Source organism: Ruegeria sp. CDSC085 (assembly GCF_059610465.1).
On record NZ_JBXWNR010000010.1, the window covers coordinates 1 to 19,645 of the forward strand.

General features: G+C 54.3%; 20 protein-coding genes and 3 pseudogenes. 18 read left to right on the plus strand and 5 right to left on the minus strand.

The annotated features are described in order from the left end of the window. Positions 1 to 286: 286 nt before the first annotated feature. From AC2FJB_RS14675 to AC2FJB_RS14720, 10 genes and pseudogenes are all read left to right on the plus strand, one after another. The gene (locus AC2FJB_RS14675; protein ID WP_496719337.1) at positions 287 to 1,303 is read left to right on the plus strand and encodes an ABC transporter permease subunit; all 1,017 of its coding nucleotides are present in this window, start codon (positions 287 to 289) and stop codon (positions 1,301 to 1,303) included. A 48-nt stretch (positions 1,304 to 1,351) separates the two neighbouring features. Further along, positions 1,352 to 1,987: a cysteine hydrolase family protein gene (locus AC2FJB_RS14680; protein WP_496719338.1), complete on the plus strand. Its 636-nt coding sequence runs from the start codon at positions 1,352 to 1,354 to the stop codon at positions 1,985 to 1,987. A 26-nt stretch (positions 1,988 to 2,013) separates the two neighbouring features. Then, positions 2,014 to 2,400 (plus strand): annotated as a pseudogene (locus AC2FJB_RS14685) (DDE-type integrase/transposase/recombinase); the annotation flags it as partial. Then, positions 2,376 to 2,609 (plus strand): annotated as a pseudogene (locus AC2FJB_RS14690) (hypothetical protein); the annotation flags it as partial. The pseudogenes AC2FJB_RS14685 and AC2FJB_RS14690, both read left to right, overlap by 25 nt. Positions 2,610 to 3,189: 580 nt before the next feature. Beyond that, positions 3,190 to 4,005: a DeoR/GlpR family DNA-binding transcription regulator gene (locus tag AC2FJB_RS14695; RefSeq protein ID WP_117873973.1), complete on the plus strand. Its 816-nt coding sequence runs from the start codon at positions 3,190 to 3,192 to the stop codon at positions 4,003 to 4,005. A 52-nt stretch (positions 4,006 to 4,057) separates the two neighbouring features. Then, positions 4,058 to 5,032 (plus strand): phosphate/phosphite/phosphonate ABC transporter substrate-binding protein, encoded by a 975-nt coding sequence (gene phnD, locus AC2FJB_RS14700; protein WP_299897604.1) that lies wholly within the window; start codon positions 4,058 to 4,060, stop codon positions 5,030 to 5,032. 60 nt (positions 5,033 to 5,092) lie between these two features. Next, complete coding sequence (gene phnC, locus AC2FJB_RS14705; RefSeq protein WP_496719341.1) at positions 5,093 to 5,881, plus strand: phosphonate ABC transporter ATP-binding protein; 789 nt, start codon at positions 5,093 to 5,095, stop codon at positions 5,879 to 5,881. Further along, complete coding sequence (phnE, locus tag AC2FJB_RS14710; protein ID WP_299897609.1) at positions 5,878 to 6,693, plus strand: phosphonate ABC transporter, permease protein PhnE; 816 nt, start codon at positions 5,878 to 5,880, stop codon at positions 6,691 to 6,693. The genes phnC and phnE (AC2FJB_RS14710) overlap by 4 nt, the downstream gene beginning before the upstream one ends. Beyond that, entirely contained in the window at positions 6,693 to 7,508 is an 816-nt protein-coding gene (phnE, locus tag AC2FJB_RS14715) for a phosphonate ABC transporter, permease protein PhnE (RefSeq protein WP_117873982.1), read from the plus strand. Before phnE (AC2FJB_RS14710) ends, phnE (AC2FJB_RS14715) begins: the two co-directional genes overlap by 1 nt. Further along, entirely contained in the window at positions 7,472 to 8,410 is a 939-nt protein-coding gene (locus tag AC2FJB_RS14720) for an HAD-IIA family hydrolase (protein ID WP_496719342.1), read from the plus strand. Before phnE (AC2FJB_RS14715) ends, AC2FJB_RS14720 begins: the two co-directional genes overlap by 37 nt. 279 nt (positions 8,411 to 8,689) lie before the next feature. Here AC2FJB_RS14720 and AC2FJB_RS14725 read toward each other — a convergent pair. The 3 genes and pseudogenes from AC2FJB_RS14725 to AC2FJB_RS14735 form a co-directional block, all read right to left on the minus strand. Next, positions 8,690 to 9,369, minus strand: a pseudogene (locus AC2FJB_RS14725) (IS6 family transposase). A 64-nt stretch (positions 9,370 to 9,433) separates the two neighbouring features. After that, complete coding sequence (locus tag AC2FJB_RS14730) at positions 9,434 to 9,685, minus strand: hypothetical protein (protein ID WP_496719343.1); 252 nt, start codon at positions 9,683 to 9,685, stop codon at positions 9,434 to 9,436. Positions 9,686 to 9,700: 15 nt separating this feature from the next. Continuing rightward, positions 9,701 to 10,582: a LysR family transcriptional regulator gene (locus AC2FJB_RS14735; protein WP_496719344.1), complete on the minus strand. Its 882-nt coding sequence runs from the start codon at positions 10,580 to 10,582 to the stop codon at positions 9,701 to 9,703. 98 nt (positions 10,583 to 10,680) lie between these two features. Here AC2FJB_RS14735 and AC2FJB_RS14740 point away from each other — a divergent pair, with 98 nt between their 5' ends. From AC2FJB_RS14740 to AC2FJB_RS14750, 3 genes are read left to right on the plus strand one after another with little or no spacing between them, the layout of a single operon-like run. Beyond that, complete coding sequence (locus AC2FJB_RS14740; protein ID WP_496719345.1) at positions 10,681 to 11,661, plus strand: NAD(P)-dependent alcohol dehydrogenase; 981 nt, start codon at positions 10,681 to 10,683, stop codon at positions 11,659 to 11,661. A gap of 12 nt (positions 11,662 to 11,673) precedes the next feature. Further along, on the plus strand, positions 11,674 to 12,174 hold the full coding sequence (locus tag AC2FJB_RS14745) for a DoxX family protein (RefSeq protein WP_496719346.1): 501 nt from the start codon (positions 11,674 to 11,676) through the stop codon (positions 12,172 to 12,174). A gap of 1 nt (position 12,175) precedes the next feature. Beyond that, positions 12,176 to 12,565, plus strand: coding sequence for a YybH family protein (locus AC2FJB_RS14750; protein ID WP_496719347.1), 390 nt, complete (start codon positions 12,176 to 12,178; stop codon positions 12,563 to 12,565). A gap of 119 nt (positions 12,566 to 12,684) precedes the next feature. On the opposite strand, the gene AC2FJB_RS14755 is transcribed toward AC2FJB_RS14750, so the two are convergent. Together AC2FJB_RS14755 and AC2FJB_RS14760 are read right to left on the minus strand one after the other, a co-directional pair. Then, complete coding sequence (locus AC2FJB_RS14755) at positions 12,685 to 13,008, minus strand: DDE-type integrase/transposase/recombinase (protein ID WP_496719348.1); 324 nt, start codon at positions 13,006 to 13,008, stop codon at positions 12,685 to 12,687. Between the two features lie 104 nt (positions 13,009 to 13,112). Then, complete coding sequence (locus AC2FJB_RS14760) at positions 13,113 to 14,087, minus strand: LysR family transcriptional regulator (protein ID WP_496818570.1); 975 nt, start codon at positions 14,085 to 14,087, stop codon at positions 13,113 to 13,115. 59 nt (positions 14,088 to 14,146) lie between these two features. Here AC2FJB_RS14760 and AC2FJB_RS14765 point away from each other — a divergent pair, with 59 nt between their 5' ends. From AC2FJB_RS14765 to AC2FJB_RS14785, 5 genes are read left to right on the plus strand one after another with little or no spacing between them, the layout of a single operon-like run. Then, on the plus strand, positions 14,147 to 15,202 hold the full coding sequence (locus AC2FJB_RS14765; RefSeq protein ID WP_496670271.1) for a dipeptidase: 1,056 nt from the start codon (positions 14,147 to 14,149) through the stop codon (positions 15,200 to 15,202). A gap of 35 nt (positions 15,203 to 15,237) precedes the next feature. Continuing rightward, a complete protein-coding gene (locus AC2FJB_RS14770; protein WP_299897627.1) occupies positions 15,238 to 16,833 on the plus strand; it encodes an ABC transporter substrate-binding protein in 1,596 nt (531 codons plus the stop codon). After that, on the plus strand, positions 16,834 to 17,892 hold the full coding sequence (locus AC2FJB_RS14775) for an ABC transporter permease (RefSeq protein WP_299897630.1): 1,059 nt from the start codon (positions 16,834 to 16,836) through the stop codon (positions 17,890 to 17,892). Beyond that, on the plus strand, positions 17,889 to 18,800 hold the full coding sequence (locus AC2FJB_RS14780) for an ABC transporter permease (protein ID WP_496719349.1): 912 nt from the start codon (positions 17,889 to 17,891) through the stop codon (positions 18,798 to 18,800). Before AC2FJB_RS14775 ends, AC2FJB_RS14780 begins: the two co-directional genes overlap by 4 nt. Further along, positions 18,797 to 19,645, plus strand: a complete 849-nt coding sequence (locus AC2FJB_RS14785; protein ID WP_496719350.1) for an ABC transporter ATP-binding protein — start codon at positions 18,797 to 18,799, stop codon at positions 19,643 to 19,645. The genes AC2FJB_RS14780 and AC2FJB_RS14785 overlap by 4 nt, the downstream gene beginning before the upstream one ends.

Sequence of the window (19,645 nt, forward strand, 5' to 3'; positions counted from 1 at the left end):
TTCGAAAACAATTCGACGCGTACAAACCTTAGATCAGGCATACTCGTCAACTAGACCCCAGAGTTTGCGACACATCCATTCAATTCGACCGCGGCCTTGGCAAAACTGGAGTGCCGGGCAGCAACCTCGAAAACGCGCAGCGCATTCAGGTGCCGGAGGGTGTTTTCCATGAGTTCAGCGTAGGTAAAAGCTTCGCTGAGGGCAAGTTAAACCCGTTTTTCAGAAGGCCGTGGGAAAGTTAGGATTAAATCGAATTTCCCGCTTCCCGCGACCCATTGGAACCTGAATGACCACTCCAACGCCCTTTGCCGACCCGAATGCCTCGCTTGTGGTGCGTGACCTGCACATGTCTTTCGGCTCGGTTGAAGTCCTCGAGGGCGTATCGCTTAGGGCCTGCGAAGAGGATGTGATTTCGCTCCTGGGGTCTTCAGGTTCTGGAAAAAGTACGTTTCTGCGTTGCATCAACCTGCTCGAAACCCCTACCTCCGGTCTGATTGCCGTTCACGATGAAGACATCATCATGGCCAAGGATCGCCATGGCATGTCCCATCCGGCGGATGCCAGACAGGTCGAACGCATCCGTGCGCGTCTGGCTATGGTGTTTCAATCCTTCAATTTATGGTTGCGCATGACAGTGCTGGAGAACGAGATTGCCGGGCCAATACACGTGCTAAAGCAGCCACGAGCAGAGCCCATTGCACGCGCCTATTGCAAACCGTTCCTAAGTCCCGCCATCAGGGTCTATACCTACGTCTTCTGCGGCGCGCTGCTGCTGGTGCAGGTCTATCTGTTCTATTTCGGTCTTGGACAGTCTAAGGCCGTGCATGAAAGTTTCCTGTGGGATCCGATCCTGAGCAGCCCGTGGTGGCGCGTGTTCACCGCGTTTGCGCAGAACACGGCAGCCTACACGACCGGCTTTTTGCGCGGGGCGATCGAAACTACGCCGCGCCACGAAATCAAGGCAGCAAAAGCCTGCGGCATGTCACCCTTCACCCGGATGCGTCTCGTGGTCCTGCCCAACGCTTTCCGCCGCGCTTTACCGGCCTATACGAACGAGGTCATTTTCACGCTGCACGGCTCCGTGATTGCCAGCACGGTTATCTTGCAAGACGTGCCGGGCGTCGACCGATGGCTGAACAGCCACTACTATCTTGCCTACAAGGGCTTGCTGACGGCAATGGTCTTTTACATGGCAATCGTGTTCCTGATCACTTTCGCCTTCAGATTGGCCGAAAAGCGCTTTCTCGGACACCTGCGACCCCGTGAAACATCTGAGTCTGGCACCGCAAGGGTCGCCGCCTAGCCACGATCTCAACACATCCTTCCGCAACCGCTATTGAAAGGTAATCCCATGACCCAGTCCAGGAAAAGAGACCTGATCGAAGGCCGCGCCGCACTTATCGTCATCGACATCCAGAAATCGACCTTTGCACCAATCCCCGATGACAAGCGCGCCATCGCCCACATGCCGGACTATGCCGACCGCATGGCCCGTTCGAAGGTGGCCATCGACAAGGCGCGCGAGGTGGGTATTCCCGTCATCTTCATCCAGGAGATTCACCGTGCCAATCTGATTGACATGGGCCGCGAAACAGACGGGGACGAAGATGTGCACTGCCTCGATAGCAATCCACTGACCGCCTTCGCGGAGGAAGAATTGGGCATGCGCCCCGATGACTACCGCATCTCCAAGCGCCGCTATTCTGCCTTCTACGGCACAGATCTCGAAATCCTGTTGAAGGGTCTCAAGGTCGAGACGCTGATCCTTGTTGGCGGGCTGACGGATGTCTGTGTGCACTACACCTTTGTCGACGCACACCAGGGAGACTACTTCTGTCGCGTGATCGAGGATTGCGTTGCGGGATCCAGTCTCGAGGCACATCAGGCGTCCCTCAAAGCGGTGGAATACCTCCAGCACGGGGCGGTCCGCAGCCTGGAAGAGGTCCTGTCGGCGATGCAGGGACAAGCGGAAACAAATGCAGCTTAGCCAGGCCCTGATGGCGGCCGGGCTGCCTTCGGCGGGCCGTGGATGCGAACGGTGAAACTCTTGATGTCCTCGTCCAACCACGGCGGAGTGCCAAGGCAGCCCGGCGCTTTCTGAAGCGGCTGATTTCGCAATTCGGCGAACCCAGTATTGCGATCACGGATAAGTTGCGAAGCTATTTCAAGTCGGTCCGCGATCTTGCGCCGGGTGCGGATCACCGAGCACACAAAGGGTCGAATAGTCGGGTCGAAGGATCACACAGACCCACTCGAAGGCGTGAAAAGCTCATGGGGCGCTTCAATTCTCCTAAGCAAGCGCAAAGGTTCCTTGCCGCTCACAACCAGATTAACACCGTCTTTCGCCCTCGCCGCTATCAACGCTCCATCGTCTCATACCGTTACGCCAGAACCGATGCTCTCAGAACACCGCGCACGCGGTGTGGCTGTACATTCGTTTCAATCTGGGCTTGCGGGAAGTCGAAGAGATACCGCTTCAGCACGGGATCGACGTGTGTTAAGAAGCTGTCCGGCGTTGGGTGATAAAATTCGGGCCGGGGGTTGCTCGAAACCTGCGGCAGAGACGGAAATGTCCTGATGATGTCTGGCATCTGGATAAAGTTGCCGTGTGAATCTCAGGTCGCAAGTATTGGCTTTGGCGCGCTGACCAGCATCGCGTCGTGCCGCACTGAAACTGACTCGCAGGGCATCAATGGTTCGCTCACTGGTCACCAAGGATTTCTCCCGGCTGCGTTTGGTTTCTTCGCTTTCAGGGCCTTCGATTTATTCTTCGGTTACAACATCCGGAACTGCACGGGTGCGCTGTTAAACCCATTTCTCGAATGTTCCTTGGGCTCAGCTTCATGGTTACAAAGCAAATCATTGATTGCCAAATCGCTTCTGGATCTACGGCGAATACCGTCATCCAATTCTACCAGTGCCCGACCGGCTTTCCGGCGAAACTCCAACCCAAGCATTCCGATTTCGGTTGCGAAGTCATCCATCCCGTCCAGTTCCAACGCGCCACGGGCAACCAAATCGATGAGCCCAGTACCCAATACGATTTTCGGTATGTGCAGAACTCGCACATTGAAACGTGGGTTAAGCAACAAAATTTGTTGCAAAACGTCCGAAAGACCACAAAGCTGTAGCTGTAGCTGTAGCTGTAGCTGTAGCTGTAGCTGTAGCTGTAGCCGAGTCAGTCGTTGTATGTCCAAATCAAAAATGCGCAGCAAAAAAACGGATAAGGGTCAGAAGCGGGTTAAGAAATCCGACCGCCTGCGCGAGATATTGTTGGAACTGAAACTGCGACCTCATGTGCGTATCAGTGAACTGGCACGGCGGTTCAACGTATCAACAGAAACCGTCCGCAGAGATGTTGACGCTCTGTCTGTTGATGGTTTGATTGCGCGGGCGCATGGGGGGGCATCAGCCCCGGTGCAAGGTCATTACCCAAGCCTTGATGAACGCACAGGCGCCAGAATGGAAGAGCGCGAGAGGATCGGCATAACTGCTGCCGCTCTGATACAGGACGGCGAGTCAGTAATGATCGATTCTGGTTCCACCACCATCGAGTTGGCGCGTGCCCTGGCGTATCGAGGAATCCATTGCACGGTCATAACAAATTCGATTCCAGTAGCTATGACCCTCGGCCACGGTGCTGCTGAAGTGCTGCTTTGTCCTGGCGAATATCTTGCAGCCGAGGCGGCAACAATCGGTTCGGAAACGCTGGCGTTTCTGTCCGGTTTCAATGTCGATCGCTGTTTGATTGGCTCGTCTGGCTTTTCAGAGGAAGGGCCATCTGAGTCGATACGTGGTTTTGCGGCCATCAAACGCATGATGCTGGCACGGGCCGCTACAAGACATCTGCTGATCGACTCAGACAAATTCGGCCGCAAGGGTCTGGCCCATGTAGGCAATCTTGAAGGATTGGATTCCGTTGTTACCGATACAAAACCAAAAGGAGAACTGCAGAGCGCAATATCCAGTGCCAAGGTTAAGATCCTTGTCGCTGATCAACTATAAGGAAGAATGATAATTGGTGGCCGCAGAGGCTACGCATGATTGGGAGGAAGACATGAAAATCGATATCAAACTACTGATTGGAGCATCAGCAATTGCGCTCTTGTCGCTTGGCGGCACTGCTTCGGCGCAGGATTGTCCACGCGGTGATCTGGATGAGAGGTTCTGCGACGCGGACGGTGATCTGATCGCGGACATTCCCACAGACCCTTCCGAGCAAATAGATCCTGACACATTGATTTTTGCCTACACCCCGGTTGAAGACCCAGCCGTATACAAAACGGCTTGGTCGGATTTCCTTGACCACTTGAAAGCAGAAACTGGCAAGGACGTTGTTTTTTTCCCGGTTCAAAACAATGCCGCTCAAATCGAAGCGATGCGTTCGGGACGTTTGCATATCGCCGGATTCAATACGGGCTCGAACCCATTGGCAGTGAACTGCGCCGGTTTCCGACCCTTCACAATTATGGCCTCGAAAGATGGGAATTTCGGTTATGAGATGGAAATCATCACCTATCCGGGTTCAGGCATCGAAAAAGTCGAGGACATCAAAGGAAAGCAATTAGCCTTTACGTCGCCTACATCGAACTCTGGGTTCAAAGCGCCCTCGGCAATCCTGAAAAGCGACTTTGATCTTTTGCCGGAACGCGATTTCGAGCCCGTTTATTCTGGCAAGCATGACAACTCGATCCTGGGAGTTGCCAACAAGGATTACCTGGCGGCTTCAATTGCGAACTCGGTAAAATCGCGGATGATCTCGCGTGATGTGATCAAGGAAGATGATGTTGTAACGATCTATAAGTCGCAGACCTTTCCAACCACTGGGTTTGGCACCGTTTACAACCTGACGCCCGAGTTGCAGGAGAAGATCCGAAATGCCTTTTTCAGTTTCGAATGGGAGGGCACGACACTTGAAGCTGAGTTCTCGAAATCGAACGAAGGCCAGTTCCTTGAGATGACCTATCAGGAATTTTGGGATGTCATTCGGAAAATTGACGCTGCCAACGGTGTTTCCTACGCCTGCCAATGAACATTGGAAAATCCGGCGGGCCTGACAGGGCCCGCTATTCACCCTAACTTGGGGCATCTTATGCTGCGTCTTCAAAAGCTGACGAAAACATACAAGACCGGTGATCAGGCCTTGAAGGCCATTGATCTTGAGGTTCCAAAAGGACAGGTTCTTGCATTGATTGGGCCTTCGGGCGCGGGCAAATCGACCATGATCCGTTGCATTAACCGTTTGGTTGAACCCACAATTGGGGGTGTCCTTCTGGATGAGGTTGACCTGACCAAACTCGGCTCGGGCGCGTTAAGGAAGGCACGCCGCGCAATGGGCATGATCTTTCAGGAATATGCCTTGGTTGAACGCCTCACGGTTATGGAAAACGTTTTGTCGGGACGGCTGGGATATGTGGGGTTCTGGCGCAGCTTCCTGCGGCGGTACCCGCAGTCGGATGTCGACGAGGCCTTCCGCCTGCTTGATAGAGTCGGGCTGTTACACATGGCTGACAAACGGGCGGATGAACTGTCGGGGGGTCAACGCCAAAGGGTCGGTATCTGCCGCGCTTTGATTCAGAACCCGAAACTTTTGCTGGTCGATGAGCCAACTGCGTCGCTGGATCCAAAGACCAGTCGTCAGATCATGCGCCTAATCACTGAGCTATGTCAGGAGCGCGGGTTAGCGGCCATTATCAATATCCATGACGTGGCGCTTGCCCAGATGTTTGTTCCCCGAGTCGTGGGTCTTCGCTTCGGCGAGATAGTATATGACGGCCTTCCAACAGGCCTGACCCCCGACAAGCTGACCGAGATCTACGGTGAAGAAGACTGGGAAGCGACAATCGAAAAAGTGGATGAAGATGTCGAGGCCGCGGAATGAGCCATCGAGAGTTAGACGACATGTTGGGAAAAGGCTGGCGTAAACCTGCCTTTGTAAAAAAACCATTGCTCCGATGGGCTTTGATCCTGGGCTTTTTTGCTTACCTGATCGCGGCTTTCATGACCATCGATGTTGATTGGGGCCGGGTTTATGAAGGGCTGGACCGGGGATGGGCGTTTGTGCTGGCATTTACCAGCCCGGACTTCGTTTCGCGGTGGTCAGACATTTGGAGCGGTCTGCTGGAGAGCATCATCATGACCGTAGCTGCGTCGGTCGTAGGCATCCTGATTTCGATCCCAATCGGTTTGGGGGCTGCACGCAATATCGCCCCCTTGCCAATCTACATAATTTGCCGTGGCATTGTCGCGATAAGTCGGGCTTTGCAAGAGATCATCGTCGCCATTTTGCTAGTAGCCATCTTCGGCTTTGGTCCCCTGGCCGGATTTCTGACGCTGTCCTTCGCCACCATTGGTTTTCTCTCCAAACTTCTGGCCGAAGACATCGAAGCCATGGACAAGGTTCAGGCCGAGGCGATCAAAGCCTCTGGAGCGCGTTGGACTCAATGGATCAACTATGGAGTACAACCGCAGGTGATGCCGCGGCTTGTAGGGCTTTCAATGTATCGTATCGACATCAATTTCCGAGAAAGCGCAATCCTCGGACTGGTTGGAGCTGGTGGAATCGGCGCGACGTTGAACACCGCATTCGACCGCTATGAATACGACACGGCAGCAGCCATTCTCATCCTCATCATTGGGATCGTCATGGCTCTTGAATATCTTTCGGGAATTATCCGCGCGAGGGTTCAATAATGCCGGTACTTGAACGCAATGAAGTACAGGTCTGGCGACGTCGGACAACGGGTCAGAGTCTGGTTCGATGGTTCGGCTGGTTAATAGGCGTAGCGGTTTTTGTTTACTGCTGGCAACTCATCTCGGAATCGACGACCTGGTTTTTTGTCTGGGACGCGCCGCGCATCGCGAACGATATCTGGACCCGGGCAACACCTCCCAAATGGAGCTACATCACCCAGTTGGGCCGACCGATTTGGGACACTCTGAACATCGCGACCCTGGGGACAATCATCGCGTTGTTCATGGCGGTGCCGGTTGCCTTTCTGGCGGCCCGAAACACCACACCATCGGCTTTGTTCATCCGACCGATTGCCTTGTTAGTCATTGTCTCGACCCGCTCAATAAACTCACTGATCTGGGCGTTGCTACTGATCGCGATTATTGGTCCGGGCGTCTTTGCTGGTGTAGTAGCGATCGCCATCCGTTCAATTGGGTTTTGCGCCAAGCTGCTGTATGAGGCGATCGAGGAAATTGATCACACGCAGGTCGAAGCAATCACGGCAACCGGTGCTTCGCGCTGGCAAGTCATGGCTTACGGGATCGTTCCGCAAATCCTGCCCGCTTTTGCAGGCATTGCTGTCTTCCGTTGGGATATCAACATCCGCGAATCCACAGTGCTTGGGTTGGTTGGAGCTGGAGGAATCGGTTTGCAATTGTCGGCCTCGCTCAACGTTCTGGCCTGGCCACAAGTCAGCCTGATCCTGATTGTCATCCTTGTCGCGGTAATGATTAGTGAATGGGTCTCGGCGAAAGTTCGAGGAGCGATCATTTGACCGAATTCTCAGCGCGAGAGGCTTTTGATGCCTACGAGGCTGTACGCCACCGCCTTCCTGAAACCACACCGTCTGAAGTGAGCTTGCGCAAGGCAGCGACGTTGGAGGAAATAGCTGATGAGTTCGACGTTTTCCTTCTTGATGCTTTCGGTGTTCTCAATATCGGCGATACAGCGATTCCAGGCACACCGGAACGGGTCAGGTCACTGAACGCCGCTGGCAAGCGTGTTCTGGTCGTGTCGAATGCCGCATCAGTCCCGCACGAAGCTCTTTTGGAAAAATATACCAGGCTTGGTTATGATTTCGCACCGCAGGACGTAATCACCAGCCGGGCAACTTTGTTGGGTGAACTAAACGGCCAAAGGAAGCTGCATTGGGGATTGATGGCGACACCAAGTGACGGTCTTCGCGATCTGGAGGGGTTGCAAGTATCCTATCTGGAAGATGACCCGAAACCCTACGAAACCGTCGACGGATTTTTGATGATCGGGTCAGCGGTATGGACCGAAACGAGGCAAGCCATGTTGGAAACTGCCTTGTTAAAGCGTCCCCGCCCGGTAATGGTAGGCAACCCTGACATAGTCGCGCCTCGCGAGTATGGCTTTTCCAAAGAGCCCGGTCTTTTCGCGCACAGGCTGGCAGACCGAACAGGTATTGCGCCTCAGTTTTTTGGAAAGCCTTTCGGCAACATTTATGATCTTGCTTTCCGACGCCTCGGGCACATCGACAAATCCCGCGTGCTGATGGTTGGCGACAGCCTGCACACAGACATCGTGGGCGCACGCAATGCCGGGATAGTATCGGCACTCATCTCAGGATTTGGATTCTTCGCCGGGCATGATGTTGAAGCCGCTATCAAGAAGGCAAAGATTGTACCGGACTTTGTCGTAAACCGGCCTTGATGAGACTGTTGCATTGACGGAGTGACGTAACGATTTTTGAATTCGCTCATTCCGTGCATGTCGCCTTTCAAGCATCATCGTTTTCCACGTGACATCATCTTGTACGCCGCCCGGTGATATCTCATCTTCACTCCTTGGTGGTTAGGATGAGCCAGAAACCCTCTCAAATCAAATCAACCTAAACTGTCCCATTGGCGCTGACGTCAGACACAAGGTGTCCCCAATGGTTTTTGTTGCGAAGCTTCTTGCTGACCGAAGAGGTTACGTTGGATCTGCGAGTTAAGCAGCCAGTTCCGCAAATTGACGAAGCGGGCAGAGGCCGGGCGTGAACTGACCTTTGCGAACCATGTTCGCAACTTCGATCCCATCCAAAGTTGCCGATTCAAAAGCAAAGGCCTTGAAGCACAGAATCGGTCGAGTACGCCTCTTGATAAACCGGTGGTCCTGCCCCGCGATATTGTTCAAGTAATTCCGCTTCGCCATCTCGATTGGGATCGGGCAGCCAAAGTCTTTTAGCATTTGTTGATGGCTTGGATGCCTGCGGTGTTGGCTCCGCTTTTGTCGATCACAATCTTCCTCGGCAATCCATTCGCGTCCTGCATCTTAGCGAAGAACTTGGTGGCGGTAGGTTTGTTAAGACGTCGCAAAAGCATGAAATCAAGGCTCTTGCCGTGCTTGTCGACAGCTCAATAGAGGTAAACTCACGCGCCTTTAACTTTGATGATAGTTTCGTCCATTCTCTACGAACGATCACATGGCGCTTTTCGACGACGCGCTGTTTCAGCGATCGCGCCGGAATACCATGTGACCCAACAGCTCAGAACAGTGGGATCAACAGAAATGCCGTGCTCGGCCATGAATTCTTCAAGGTCTCGATGGGAAACACCGTAGCGGACATAAAAGAACACCGCGAACAGGATCACATCCTTCGGATACTGCGTTTCTTTGAAAGAAATCATAGACCAACCTTCAACTGGATAACGCCGTTCGCTACACAGGCGATCCCGCCACGAAGGTCAGTGGTCAAAAGATTACAACAGATCCCGAGCGGATCATTGCCGCGGTTGCCATCGCCATACTGGCGGCAATTACCTTTTCTGTTTTGTCGGCTGATGGAATTTGGCCAGGCCAGTCCCGCTGGACCGGGTGGGCGACAGTCGGCGTCTTCTTCGTTTCACCCACCTTGAACTGGATCACGCCATCCGCGACGGAACGCAAGTCCCGAGGACCAATCATGACGGTGATGTTTCTTTCGAGATTGCCGTCGTCTGGCATTAATCAACAGACGTCTTACTGACCAATGAAGTCCGCACGTCGCTCCAAAAGGGCTGCGCCCAAATAATCCACGAGAAGCCGGGCGCGTTGAACCCGCCGCAGCCCGCCGTGCAGAAGAATCCAGGTTGAGCGACGTTGATCCAATTGGGTTCCAGGCACGCGCTGCAATTCCGGAAAGACGCTGGGAACCCAATTGGACAGGAATGTCATGCCAGCCCCGGCGCGGGCCAGATGCAGGTGCATTTGTGGGTCCGTGACGATGTGCCGAACGCGGGCCTCGGCAAAAGGCGTGGCCGCGATCATCTTTTGCAACTCGGGCACGTCCCCGTAGCCGATCCAGGTCAGACCTTTACCTTTCGATCCAGCGTTCGGTAGGTGCGCATCAATATAGCGACGCGACGCAAAGACCCCCAACGACAAGGGAAAGAGTTTGCGTCCGAAGGCATCCTCCTCAACCTCAAGAACATGGCGGATCGATACATCCGTCTCGTCCTTCTCGATCGAATCGAGAAGATAGGACAGTTTCAGCTCAATCTCGATCTCCGGGTAAAGCGCGGCAAAATCCGCCAGAACCGGTGCGAGCAGATAATGCGCCGTCAACGGATCGGCCGACAACCGGATGCGCCCCGACGCTTCCCGGTCGAGACCTTTGACCGCACTGAACCCTTTGAGCAGCGCCGTTTCCGCCTCGATTGCCAGTGGTAGCAAACGTCGTCCGGCCGCCGTGAGTGTCAGCCCCCCCGCGTTCCGGCGAAACAGCGTCGTTCCAAGCTGCGCCTCCAACCCTTCGATCTGTCGGCGCACAGTGGCATGCGTGCCATCCATCTGCTCGGCGCCAGCGCGAAGAGTTCCTGAGCGGGCAACTGCGAGGAAGGCGGGAAGTGACTTCCAATCCATTTAGCGTAACGTTTTTGAACCATTCCGGTTCAATATAGACAATTATTGGATCGAAAGAAAACCGATATCTCCATCATCGTACAATGAAGGAGATCACCATGGAAACGACACTCAACGCCTGGAGCGTCAGCCGCTACGGTGGACCCGACGTTCTCACCGCGGTCTCGCGCCCGGTTCCAGCGCCCGCCACAGCAGAGGTTCTGATCCGCATTCACGCCTCTGCAGTTTCTCGTGCCGATGGGATGATGCTGGCTGGGCAACCGAAGTTTGCCCGTCTCTTTCTCGGATTGAAGCGCCCTCGCGCGGGTTTGGCTGGCACCTGCTTTTCGGGCGATATTGTCGCCGTCGGAGACACTGTAACGAAGTTTCACGTCGGCGACGCCGTCTTTGGTGAAGCCGGCCTTCGGTTTGGTGCCAACGCGACGCACATCAGCGTCGACGAGGAAGGCAGTCTTCTAAACAAGCCGGACACGGTAAACTATGGAGAGGCTGCCACGCTCTTTGATGGTGCGATGACATCTTGGCACTTCCTGACCCGCGTGGCAAAGGTGCAACCAGGTGAACGCGTGCTAATCCTTGGTGGGTCCGGGAGCCTCGGGACCGCGGCGGTCCAATTCGCCAAAGCACTCGGCGCAAAGGTCACTGCCAGCGCAAGCGCACGTAACACGGAGTTACTCCGCTCTCTCGGCGCTGACCATGCTGCGGACTACAACGTCGAAGACCCTCTCAAGCAAGGGGCCGATTATGACGTTGTCTTCGACACGCTCGGGGTTTCGTCCTTTGGCGCGGCCAAACCCGCGCTTGCTGAGAACGGGCGCTATCTGTGTCCGGTGCTTGGGTTGGCGCTTTTGCGCGACACGATCCTGACCGGGCTATTCTGGCACAAAAAGGCGATGTTTGCTGCTGCCGGTATGACGAAACCCGAAGTCCATCGAGAAGAGTTGTCGGAAGTTCTGACGCTCATGGCCGAGAACAAGTTTTCGCCGGTGATGGATCGCGTCTATTCACTTTCCGACCTGGTCGAAGCGCACGCTTACGTCGAAACGGGCCGCAAGCGCGGCAATGTCGTCGTTGTTTAGCGAGTTGGAAAGATGACAACGCCCCTCATCATACTCTGCCTGCGTTTCATACCCCTTCTTGTCGCGCGGGCAATCTGCGGCACAGGTAAAACGCGTTTAGGTAGTACCATCGGCATCGCCCTTGCCTTCGCTTTCTTTGGCGTCGGCCACTTTGTCGAGACCAAGGCAATGACCCGGATGATGCCACCGTTCATTCCCTTTGCCACGCCGCTCGTCCTGGCAACCGGACTGCTCGAACTTGGCGTTGCCGCCGGACTCATAAATCCTGCCAACCGTCGCCTGGCCGGACTTTTCGGCATCGGCGTCTTGGTCGCGTTCTTTCCAGTCAATGTTTATGCCGCGTTCAATCACACCGGCATGGGCGGGCATGTTCAGGGACCGATCTACCTCCTGATCCGCGCACCGCTTCAGTCGTTGCTGATCTGGTGGGCGCGGTTCTTCGTGGTTCACCCCGGAGACGCGGTACAGTCAAACATCTTCGGCATGATGCAAAATTTCCGGAAAGGACATTAAGATGCAGGAACATGACGTTCTCAACCTGATCAAACTGGCGGACACGGCAATAAATGCCGAAGACTTCGATACCCTCGTGGAGCTTTATGCTGACGACGCCGTTCTTGTGGTTCAGCCTGGCCAGATCGCGCGCGGCAAGTTCCAGATTCGGAAGGCCTTCAAGGCAATCGCCAAGCATTTCGGGAACACGCTGACCGTCACGCAAGGTAAAGCACAGGTGATCGAGGGTTGTGGTACGGCGCTGGTGATCATGGAAACGGTGCTCCACACCGGAGAGGCCAAGGAACCAATTGACCGCCGTGCCACCTACGTTTTCGTACAAGACGAAACACGTGGATGGCTCTGTACGGTCGACAACTCCTACGGTACCGATCTGCTCGACGAAGACTAACTTCGTTGTGGCGTGGCATCATCACGGAGACGTTTCCGGCGGTGCCGGTTGATCTGGCGCCGCCCTTTTTTGCTCCCAAGGCATACCGGCTGCATTGGCACCGCTCTTGTGAATCACGATCAATTTTGGAATTCCGTTGGTGGATAACGCTTTGGCAAGTAATCTGATGGCTGCCGGACGATTCCGTCGCTCAGACCGCATAAATCAAGAGTATTTCCTGCTTTGTCTACTGCTCGATAGAGGTACTTCCACTTCCCACGAACACGCAAATAGGTTTCGTCCATACGCCAAGATTTCAGTGTTAGGCGCTTTTTCGAACGGTCGCGTGCTGCGACCAACGGTGAATGTTTCGCCACCCAACTGTTCAAGGCAGTGTGGTCAACCCGCACATCGCGTAAAAAAACCGCATCCTTGGGGAAGTGACTGCCTTTCGAAAAGAACATGGTAGTACCTGTTTGTGATCTATCCAAAGGCAACAAACGCGGGACCCAGTGCTCTTTTCAAACCAAGTCCAAAATGTGCGACACAACCCACTAAAATAGACGAGCTAGCCTGGGTCTGAAAACGGATCGGGAGGTGTATTCAATCGAAGATGTCGCATGAAGGCCCGCGCGATTCTTGGAACCGGTTTTTGATCTGATACGACAAAGTGACCGCGATACCGCATCGGAGACTCAAATCGGACAAATGCCAAGTCGGGAGATCGATATTGGTACACTGGAAAGGGGTTGATAACGGCCAGTCCCAACCCTTCACGTGCCATGTCCGCAGCGGCAAAAGAGGTGGAGACTTCTGCAACTATTTTCGGCTCGGCGCGAACCTGATGAAGCAATCGGTCAAGTTGTCCGCGCCGTCCATGTCTATACGTTAGGGCGATCAACTCCTGTTCATGCAGGTCAACCGGTTTAAGTATTTTTCGCCCGGAAAGCGGATGCTCGGGTCGCATAACGCAAACTGCGGGAGACTCGCGAAATGGGATGAGTTTGATACCAGCCCGGCTTTGTTCGATCCCGGTTACCGCAAGATCGAAACGGTTCTCAAGTATACCAAGCGTAACCATATCCGAAGTTGTTACCTCCAGGTTAACGAAAAACTCCGGGTTTCCTCGAATGAAGCTTGCGATGAGGGAAACGATATATCTATGCGCATAGCTGGGCGGTGCGACGAGGCGCAGTGTCTCCTGCACAGTTTCACCCGGACCATCGATACGGTCCAATGCCTCGAATAAGGGATCCAGCCGCATATTGAGCCTCACGGCCTCTTGTGTGGGTCGCAATCGGCCCGCATCGCGCTCAAACAGCGTTCTGCCAAGTCGAGCTTCCAAGCTGCTGACGGACCGGCTTACTGCTGATTGAGACAAGCCAAGTTGTCGTGCTGCCGACGCGGTTGTTCCAGACTGCATGAGTGCGCGTAGTGCTTGATACTCTGGCAGCGAGTGCCAGTTGCGTGGTTTCTTCAATTGCACGACACCCACATGATTCCGACTAGCTCTATGAGTAAAACTCATCAATAATTTTTGCAATTATGATGATAGCGTCTGTTAGCGTGTATCGAAATGATACTAGATCGGATGATGCAAAGTTGAGCACATATCCTCTTATCTTCGATGGGCACAACGACGTATTATCGAAGCTTTTTTCGTCGGGTGGTTTGGCTGAAGCTGACCGCTTCGTAACCGGTCTCGAAGGTGCGATTGATCTTACTAAGTCCAAGGTAGGTGGATTTGGGGGAGGTTTCTTTGCCATCTGGGTTCCATCCCCCATGGACGTCGATGCCAAGATGGAAGAGATGGTTCAGCCCAGCTATGATCTGCCGCTTCCTGATCAGATCGATGCGGAAGACGCTTTGCCAGCGGCTATGAGCCAGATTGCCATTTTGCTTGAGCTGGAACGATTGGGTGCGTTGAAAGTGGTCCGCTCGGTTTCAGATATTCGGGCTTGTAAGGCACAGGGTCAGATGGCGGCCATATTCCATATCGAAGGTGCCGAAGCGATTGACGCCGATCTGCACTCACTCGACGTTTTCCATGCAGCTGGGTTACGTTCTCTCGGGCCGGTCTGGAGCAGGCCGAACATTTTTGGTCACGGGGTGCCGTTCAGATATCCATCGGGGCCGGATACTGGTCCAGGGCTGACAGATCACGGATTGCGGCTCGTGCAGCGCTGCAACGCGCTTGGCATCATGTTGGACTTATCCCATCTCAATGAAAAAGGGTTTTGGGACGTGGCGCGATATTCGGAAGCGCCGTTGGTTGCAACGCATTCAAATGCCCATTCCATCTGCCCACATGCGCGAAATCTAACCGATGACCAGCTACGCGCCATTGCGGAAAGCGACGGGATGGTGGGTCTTAATTTCGCCGCAGCGTTTCTGCGTGAAGACGGACGGATGTTGTCTGATGTGCCTTTGACGCAGGTGCTCGTGCACCTTGATCATCTGATCGGCGTATTGGGCGAAGATCGCGTCGGGCTTGGGTCGGACTATGATGGGGCAGTGGTGCCGGATGAGATAACAGATATCTCAATGCTGCCCAGATTGAGAGATGCCATGGAAAACCATGGATACGGCAAAGAGCTCGTCAAGAAGCTCTGCCACGAAAACTGGTTGCGTGTACTTGAAAAAACCTGGGGATCGTAACCGTTGTTGAGAGATCTGATGACAGAGAGGACAAAATGAACGCATTTAATAGATTGCTTACCGGTGCGGCGCTGGGACTGGCGCTCGCCGTGACCTCGACTTCGGCAATGGCGGAGACACCGCCGAACATGCTGGTGATTGCAAACCGTATCGACGACATCACGACGCTGGATCCTGCGGAGAGCTTTGAATTTGCCGGTTCGGATGTCAGCCGGAATGTTTACCAAAAGCTTGTGAATTTTGACCCGCTGGATCTTGATGCTGGATATCAGCCAGACGTCGCGGAAAGCTGGGATGTTTCAGAAGACGGCAAGTCGATTACCTTCAAGATCAGGGAAGGGCTGACCTTTCACTCCGGTAATCCGGTAACTGCGGAAGATGTTCAGTTTTCTCTGCGCCGCGCGATCATTTTGAATAAAACGCCGGCCTTTATCCTGACCCAGTTTGGCTTCACACCGGAAAACGTCGAACAAACAATAGTCGCAGATGGTAACACTCTGACGATCACGACAGACAAGCCCTACGCAACATCCTTCGTTCTGAACTGTCTGACCGCGACCATCGGTGGCATCGTCGACAAAAAGACGGTAATGGAACACGACAAGGATGGCGATCTGGGCAATGAATGGCTCAAAACCAATACGGCGGGCTCAGGTGCTTACAGCCTGGTGAGCTGGAAGCCCAATGAAAGTGTAACCCTGAAGTCTAACCCTGATTTCTATTTGGGTGCCCCGGCAATGGAGCGTGTAGTTGTTCGTCACGTTCAGGAAAGCGCCAGCCAGCGCTTGCTGTTGGAGCGCGGTGACATCGACGTTGCCCGCAACCTGAACCCCGAAGACGTTGCAGGGGTGTCATCGGTTGCAGGTGTCAAGATTTCGGATGAGCTGAAGGGCCGTCTGATGTATGTTTCGCTGAACCAGAAGCATCCCGAGCTCAGCAAACCTCAGGTACGTCAGGCGTTCAAATACCTGATCGACTATGAAGGGATGCGCGACAGCTTCCTGAAAGGTCAGTACACAATTCATCAGAATTTCCTGCCACAAACTTATCTCGGCGCATCTGATGAGAACCCGTTCAGCTTTGATGTCGAAAAAGCAAAGGCACTGCTGGATGAAGCCGGTGTTAGCGGACTTGAGATCGAAGTAGGTGTGCGAGAGGCGCAGGAACGGATTGAAATCGCCCAGTCCATGCAGAATGCACTCGCTCAGGTAGGTATCACCATGAACATCACCGTTGGTACCGCGAAGCAAATCCTGGCGCGGTACCGTGCGCGGGAACTGGACGTCTATCTTGGTGCATGGGGACCCGATTATCCTGATCCGCAAACCAACGCGGGGACGTTTGCCTATAATCCAGACAATTCAGATGCGGCCAACGCAACTGGGCTGTTGGCATGGCGAAATTCCTGGGACACCGGCGGCCTGACAGAGAAAACGGCCGCAGCCGTTGTTGAGAACGACACCGTGAAACGGGCTGACATGTACAAAGAAATCCAGGCTGAGTTCCGTGAAACCTCACCCTTTGTCATTATGTTCCAGCAGATTGAACAATCGGCGCTGCGTGAAAATGTAACTAACTTCTCGACCGGCCAGGCGATCACGTCGGCATCATACTGGCAGGTGACCAAGTAAATGGCACTGGCCGAAAGACCAACTGAGGGGCGCCGCGCGGCGCCTCTTATCCATTGGATCAAGAGCATCCTTAAAACTGTTGGCACCATTGCTATTACAATGCTGGGCCTGCTGTTCGTGACCTTCATCATCGGTCGCGTCATGCCGATCGACCCGGTGCTGGCGATCGTTGGCGAGCGGGCCTCGCAATCGACGTATGACGCGGTCTATCAACAGCTTGGTCTCGACAAGCCGTTGTTGGTGCAGTTCGGATACTATCTTTGGGATGTCCTGCATGGCGATTTTGGCAACTCTCTGCTGAATGCCCGCCCGGTGTCCGAGGATATTGCCCGCGTATTTCCGGCTACGCTGGAATTGGCAACCCTGGGTGTTTTGATCGGCATCTTTATGGGTGTTCCGCTGGGTGTGATCGCCGCTGTCAAGCGCGGATCGTGGATCGACCAGATTGCACGTGTGGTCGCGCTTGTTGGTTATTCGATGCCAATATTCTGGTTGGGGCTTATGGGTCTGCTGGTCTTCTACGGGATACTTGGCTGGGTTGGCGGTCCAGGTCGGCTGGACATTTTCTATGAAGATATAGTTCCTGCGCGAACAGGACTGATCCTTGTAGACAGCGCCATAGCTCAAGATTGGGATGTCTTCCGAAATGCTTTGTCCCATATCATCCTGCCAGCCGCGCTGCTGGGGTATTACTCGCTGGCCTACATCAGCCGGATGACGCGATCCTTCATGCTGGAACAGTTGTCGGCGGAATATGTTATTACCGCTCGCGTCAAAGGCCTGTCAGAGCGGCAGGTTATCTGGCGCCACGCCTTCAAGAATATCCGAGTACAGCTTATTACAGTCATCGCGTTGAGTTATGCTAATCTGCTTGAAGGTTCTGTTCTGACCGAGATCATCTTTAGCTGGCCGGGGATCGGCAGCTATATCACGACCGCTCTGCTAAGCGCTGACATGAATGCCGTTCTCGGAGGAACAGTGGTGGTTGGTCTGATCTTTATCTGCCTGAACATATTCTCGGACCTTCTTTACCGTTTCTTTGATCCGAGGTCGAAATGAGCGACATGACTTTGCGTCAGTGGCTGCTGACCGACGAACCCACATCCCGCCGGCATGCCAGATTGGCCAGCTTGTACAAAGGCTGGCTGACCTTGCGGTCGAACTCGATGGCTATGGTTGGTTTGGCAATCCTTGTGGTGCTCGTTTTCGCTGCCGTCTTTGCGCCTATCCTCGCGCCATATGATCCGTTTGTTCAGAATCTGTCCAGCCGATTGCTTCCCATCGGCGCCGAAGGACACTTGCTTGGAACCGACAGCTTGGGGCGGGATATTCTGTCCCGTCTGATCTATGGGGCGCGAATTACGCTATACATCGTGGCGCTGGTGGCGCTCATTGCCCCGGTCGCGGGTCTTTTGGTCGGGACTGTCGCCGGATATGCGGGTGGATGGGCAGATGTGATCCTCATGCGGATAACCGACATCTTCCTCGCCTTCCCGCGACTTGTTTTGGCATTGGCTTTTGTAGCTGCGCTCGGGGCAGGGATCGAAAACGCGGTGCTGGCAATTTCGCTCACGGCATGGCCGCCTTATGCACGCATGGCGCGGGCAGAAACGCTTACGATCCGATCGACCGACTATATCAACGCGGTACGCCTTCAGGGTGCCGGGCCGCTGCGGATCATTACTCGACATATCTGGCCGCTTTGTATCTCGTCACTGATAGTACGTGTTACGCTCGACATGGCGGGGATCATTCTGGCCGCAGCCGGTCTTGGCTTTCTTGGCTTGGGGGCACAACCGCCAAGTCCGGAATGGGGCGCGATGATTTCAGAAGGCCGCAGGTTCATCCTTGATCACTGGTGGGTCGCGACTGTACCGGGGCTTGCGATCTTCACGGTCTCACTCGCCTTCAACCTGTTGGGCGATGGGCTGAGGGACGCGCTCGACCCGAAGGATGGTGGACAATGAGTCTTTTGGATATCGAAGACCTTTGGGTTCGGTTCCCGACCCGGCAGGGTGTGTTTGATGCTGTGCGCGGTGTCTCTTTTTCGCTGGGGCGAGAACGTTTGGGTATCGTCGGCGAAAGTGGTTCCGGTAAGTCGATGACGGGCCGGGCCATTCTGCGCCTGATCCGCAAACCGGGTATCGTCGAGGCTGATCACATCAATCTGGAAAGCCAAGACCTGCTGAAACTCAGCGAACGCAAAATGCGCGAGGTGCGTGGCAAAAAGATTTCCATGGTCATGCAGGATCCGAAGTTCTCACTGAACCCAGTAGTTACTGTTGGAGAGCAGCTCATGGAGGCCTACCTTCAGCATAATTCCGGTTCAAAGGCACGCGCCAAAAAGATGGCGATCGAGATGCTGGAGAGTGTTTCGATCCGTGATCCCGAGCGTGTGATGCGGGCTTATCCGCATGAGGTTTCAGGTGGGATGGGGCAGCGTATCATGATTGCCATGATGCTAATTCCCAATCCCAAGATACTGATCGCTGATGAACCCACTTCGGCACTGGATGTCAGCGTTCAGCGGCAAGTACTGAACATTATGGACGGCCTGGTCAAGGAACGGGGAATGGGTTTGATTTTCATCAGCCATGACTTGAATCTGGTGTCCGAATTCTGCGACCGCGTCCTGATCATGTATTCCGGGCGGATTGTCGAAGTTTGCGAAGCTGACAAGCTGCACAAGGCCCGGCATCCCTATACCAGAGGGCTGCTGAATTCACTCCCGCGGCTTGATGACAAACGCTCACACCTGAGTGTGCTGGCCCGCGATCCGGCCTGGTCCGAAGCGCCAAGCGTGAGGGGTTGA

Coding starts and splice junctions, on each gene's coding strand:
- AC2FJB_RS14750 (WP_496719347.1), top strand. CDS start 12,176: ATGCAGGAACATGACGTTCTCAACCTGATCAAACTGGCGGACACGGCA.
- phnE (WP_117873982.1), top strand. CDS start 6,693: ATGCCGGTACTTGAACGCAATGAAGTACAGGTCTGGCGACGTCGGACA.
- AC2FJB_RS14675 (WP_496719337.1), top strand. CDS start 287: ATGACCACTCCAACGCCCTTTGCCGACCCGAATGCCTCGCTTGTGGTG.
- AC2FJB_RS14740 (WP_496719345.1), top strand. CDS start 10,681: ATGGAAACGACACTCAACGCCTGGAGCGTCAGCCGCTACGGTGGACCC.
- AC2FJB_RS14735 (WP_496719344.1), bottom strand. CDS start 10,582: ATGGATTGGAAGTCACTTCCCGCCTTCCTCGCAGTTGCCCGCTCAGGA.
- AC2FJB_RS14780 (WP_496719349.1), top strand. CDS start 17,889: ATGAGCGACATGACTTTGCGTCAGTGGCTGCTGACCGACGAACCCACA.
- AC2FJB_RS14770 (WP_299897627.1), top strand. CDS start 15,238: ATGAACGCATTTAATAGATTGCTTACCGGTGCGGCGCTGGGACTGGCG.
- AC2FJB_RS14785 (WP_496719350.1), top strand. CDS start 18,797: ATGAGTCTTTTGGATATCGAAGACCTTTGGGTTCGGTTCCCGACCCGG.
- phnD (WP_299897604.1), top strand. CDS start 4,058: ATGAAAATCGATATCAAACTACTGATTGGAGCATCAGCAATTGCGCTC.
- AC2FJB_RS14695 (WP_117873973.1), top strand. CDS start 3,190: ATGTCCAAATCAAAAATGCGCAGCAAAAAAACGGATAAGGGTCAGAAG.
- phnC (WP_496719341.1), top strand. CDS start 5,093: ATGCTGCGTCTTCAAAAGCTGACGAAAACATACAAGACCGGTGATCAG.
- phnE (WP_299897609.1), top strand. CDS start 5,878: ATGAGCCATCGAGAGTTAGACGACATGTTGGGAAAAGGCTGGCGTAAA.
- AC2FJB_RS14755 (WP_496719348.1), bottom strand. CDS start 13,008: ATGTTCTTTTCGAAAGGCAGTCACTTCCCCAAGGATGCGGTTTTTTTA.
- AC2FJB_RS14775 (WP_299897630.1), top strand. CDS start 16,834: ATGGCACTGGCCGAAAGACCAACTGAGGGGCGCCGCGCGGCGCCTCTT.
- AC2FJB_RS14730 (WP_496719343.1), bottom strand. CDS start 9,685: ATGCCAGACGACGGCAATCTCGAAAGAAACATCACCGTCATGATTGGT.
- AC2FJB_RS14680 (WP_496719338.1), top strand. CDS start 1,352: ATGACCCAGTCCAGGAAAAGAGACCTGATCGAAGGCCGCGCCGCACTT.
- AC2FJB_RS14745 (WP_496719346.1), top strand. CDS start 11,674: ATGACAACGCCCCTCATCATACTCTGCCTGCGTTTCATACCCCTTCTT.
- AC2FJB_RS14720 (WP_496719342.1), top strand. CDS start 7,472: ATGGGTCTCGGCGAAAGTTCGAGGAGCGATCATTTGACCGAATTCTCA.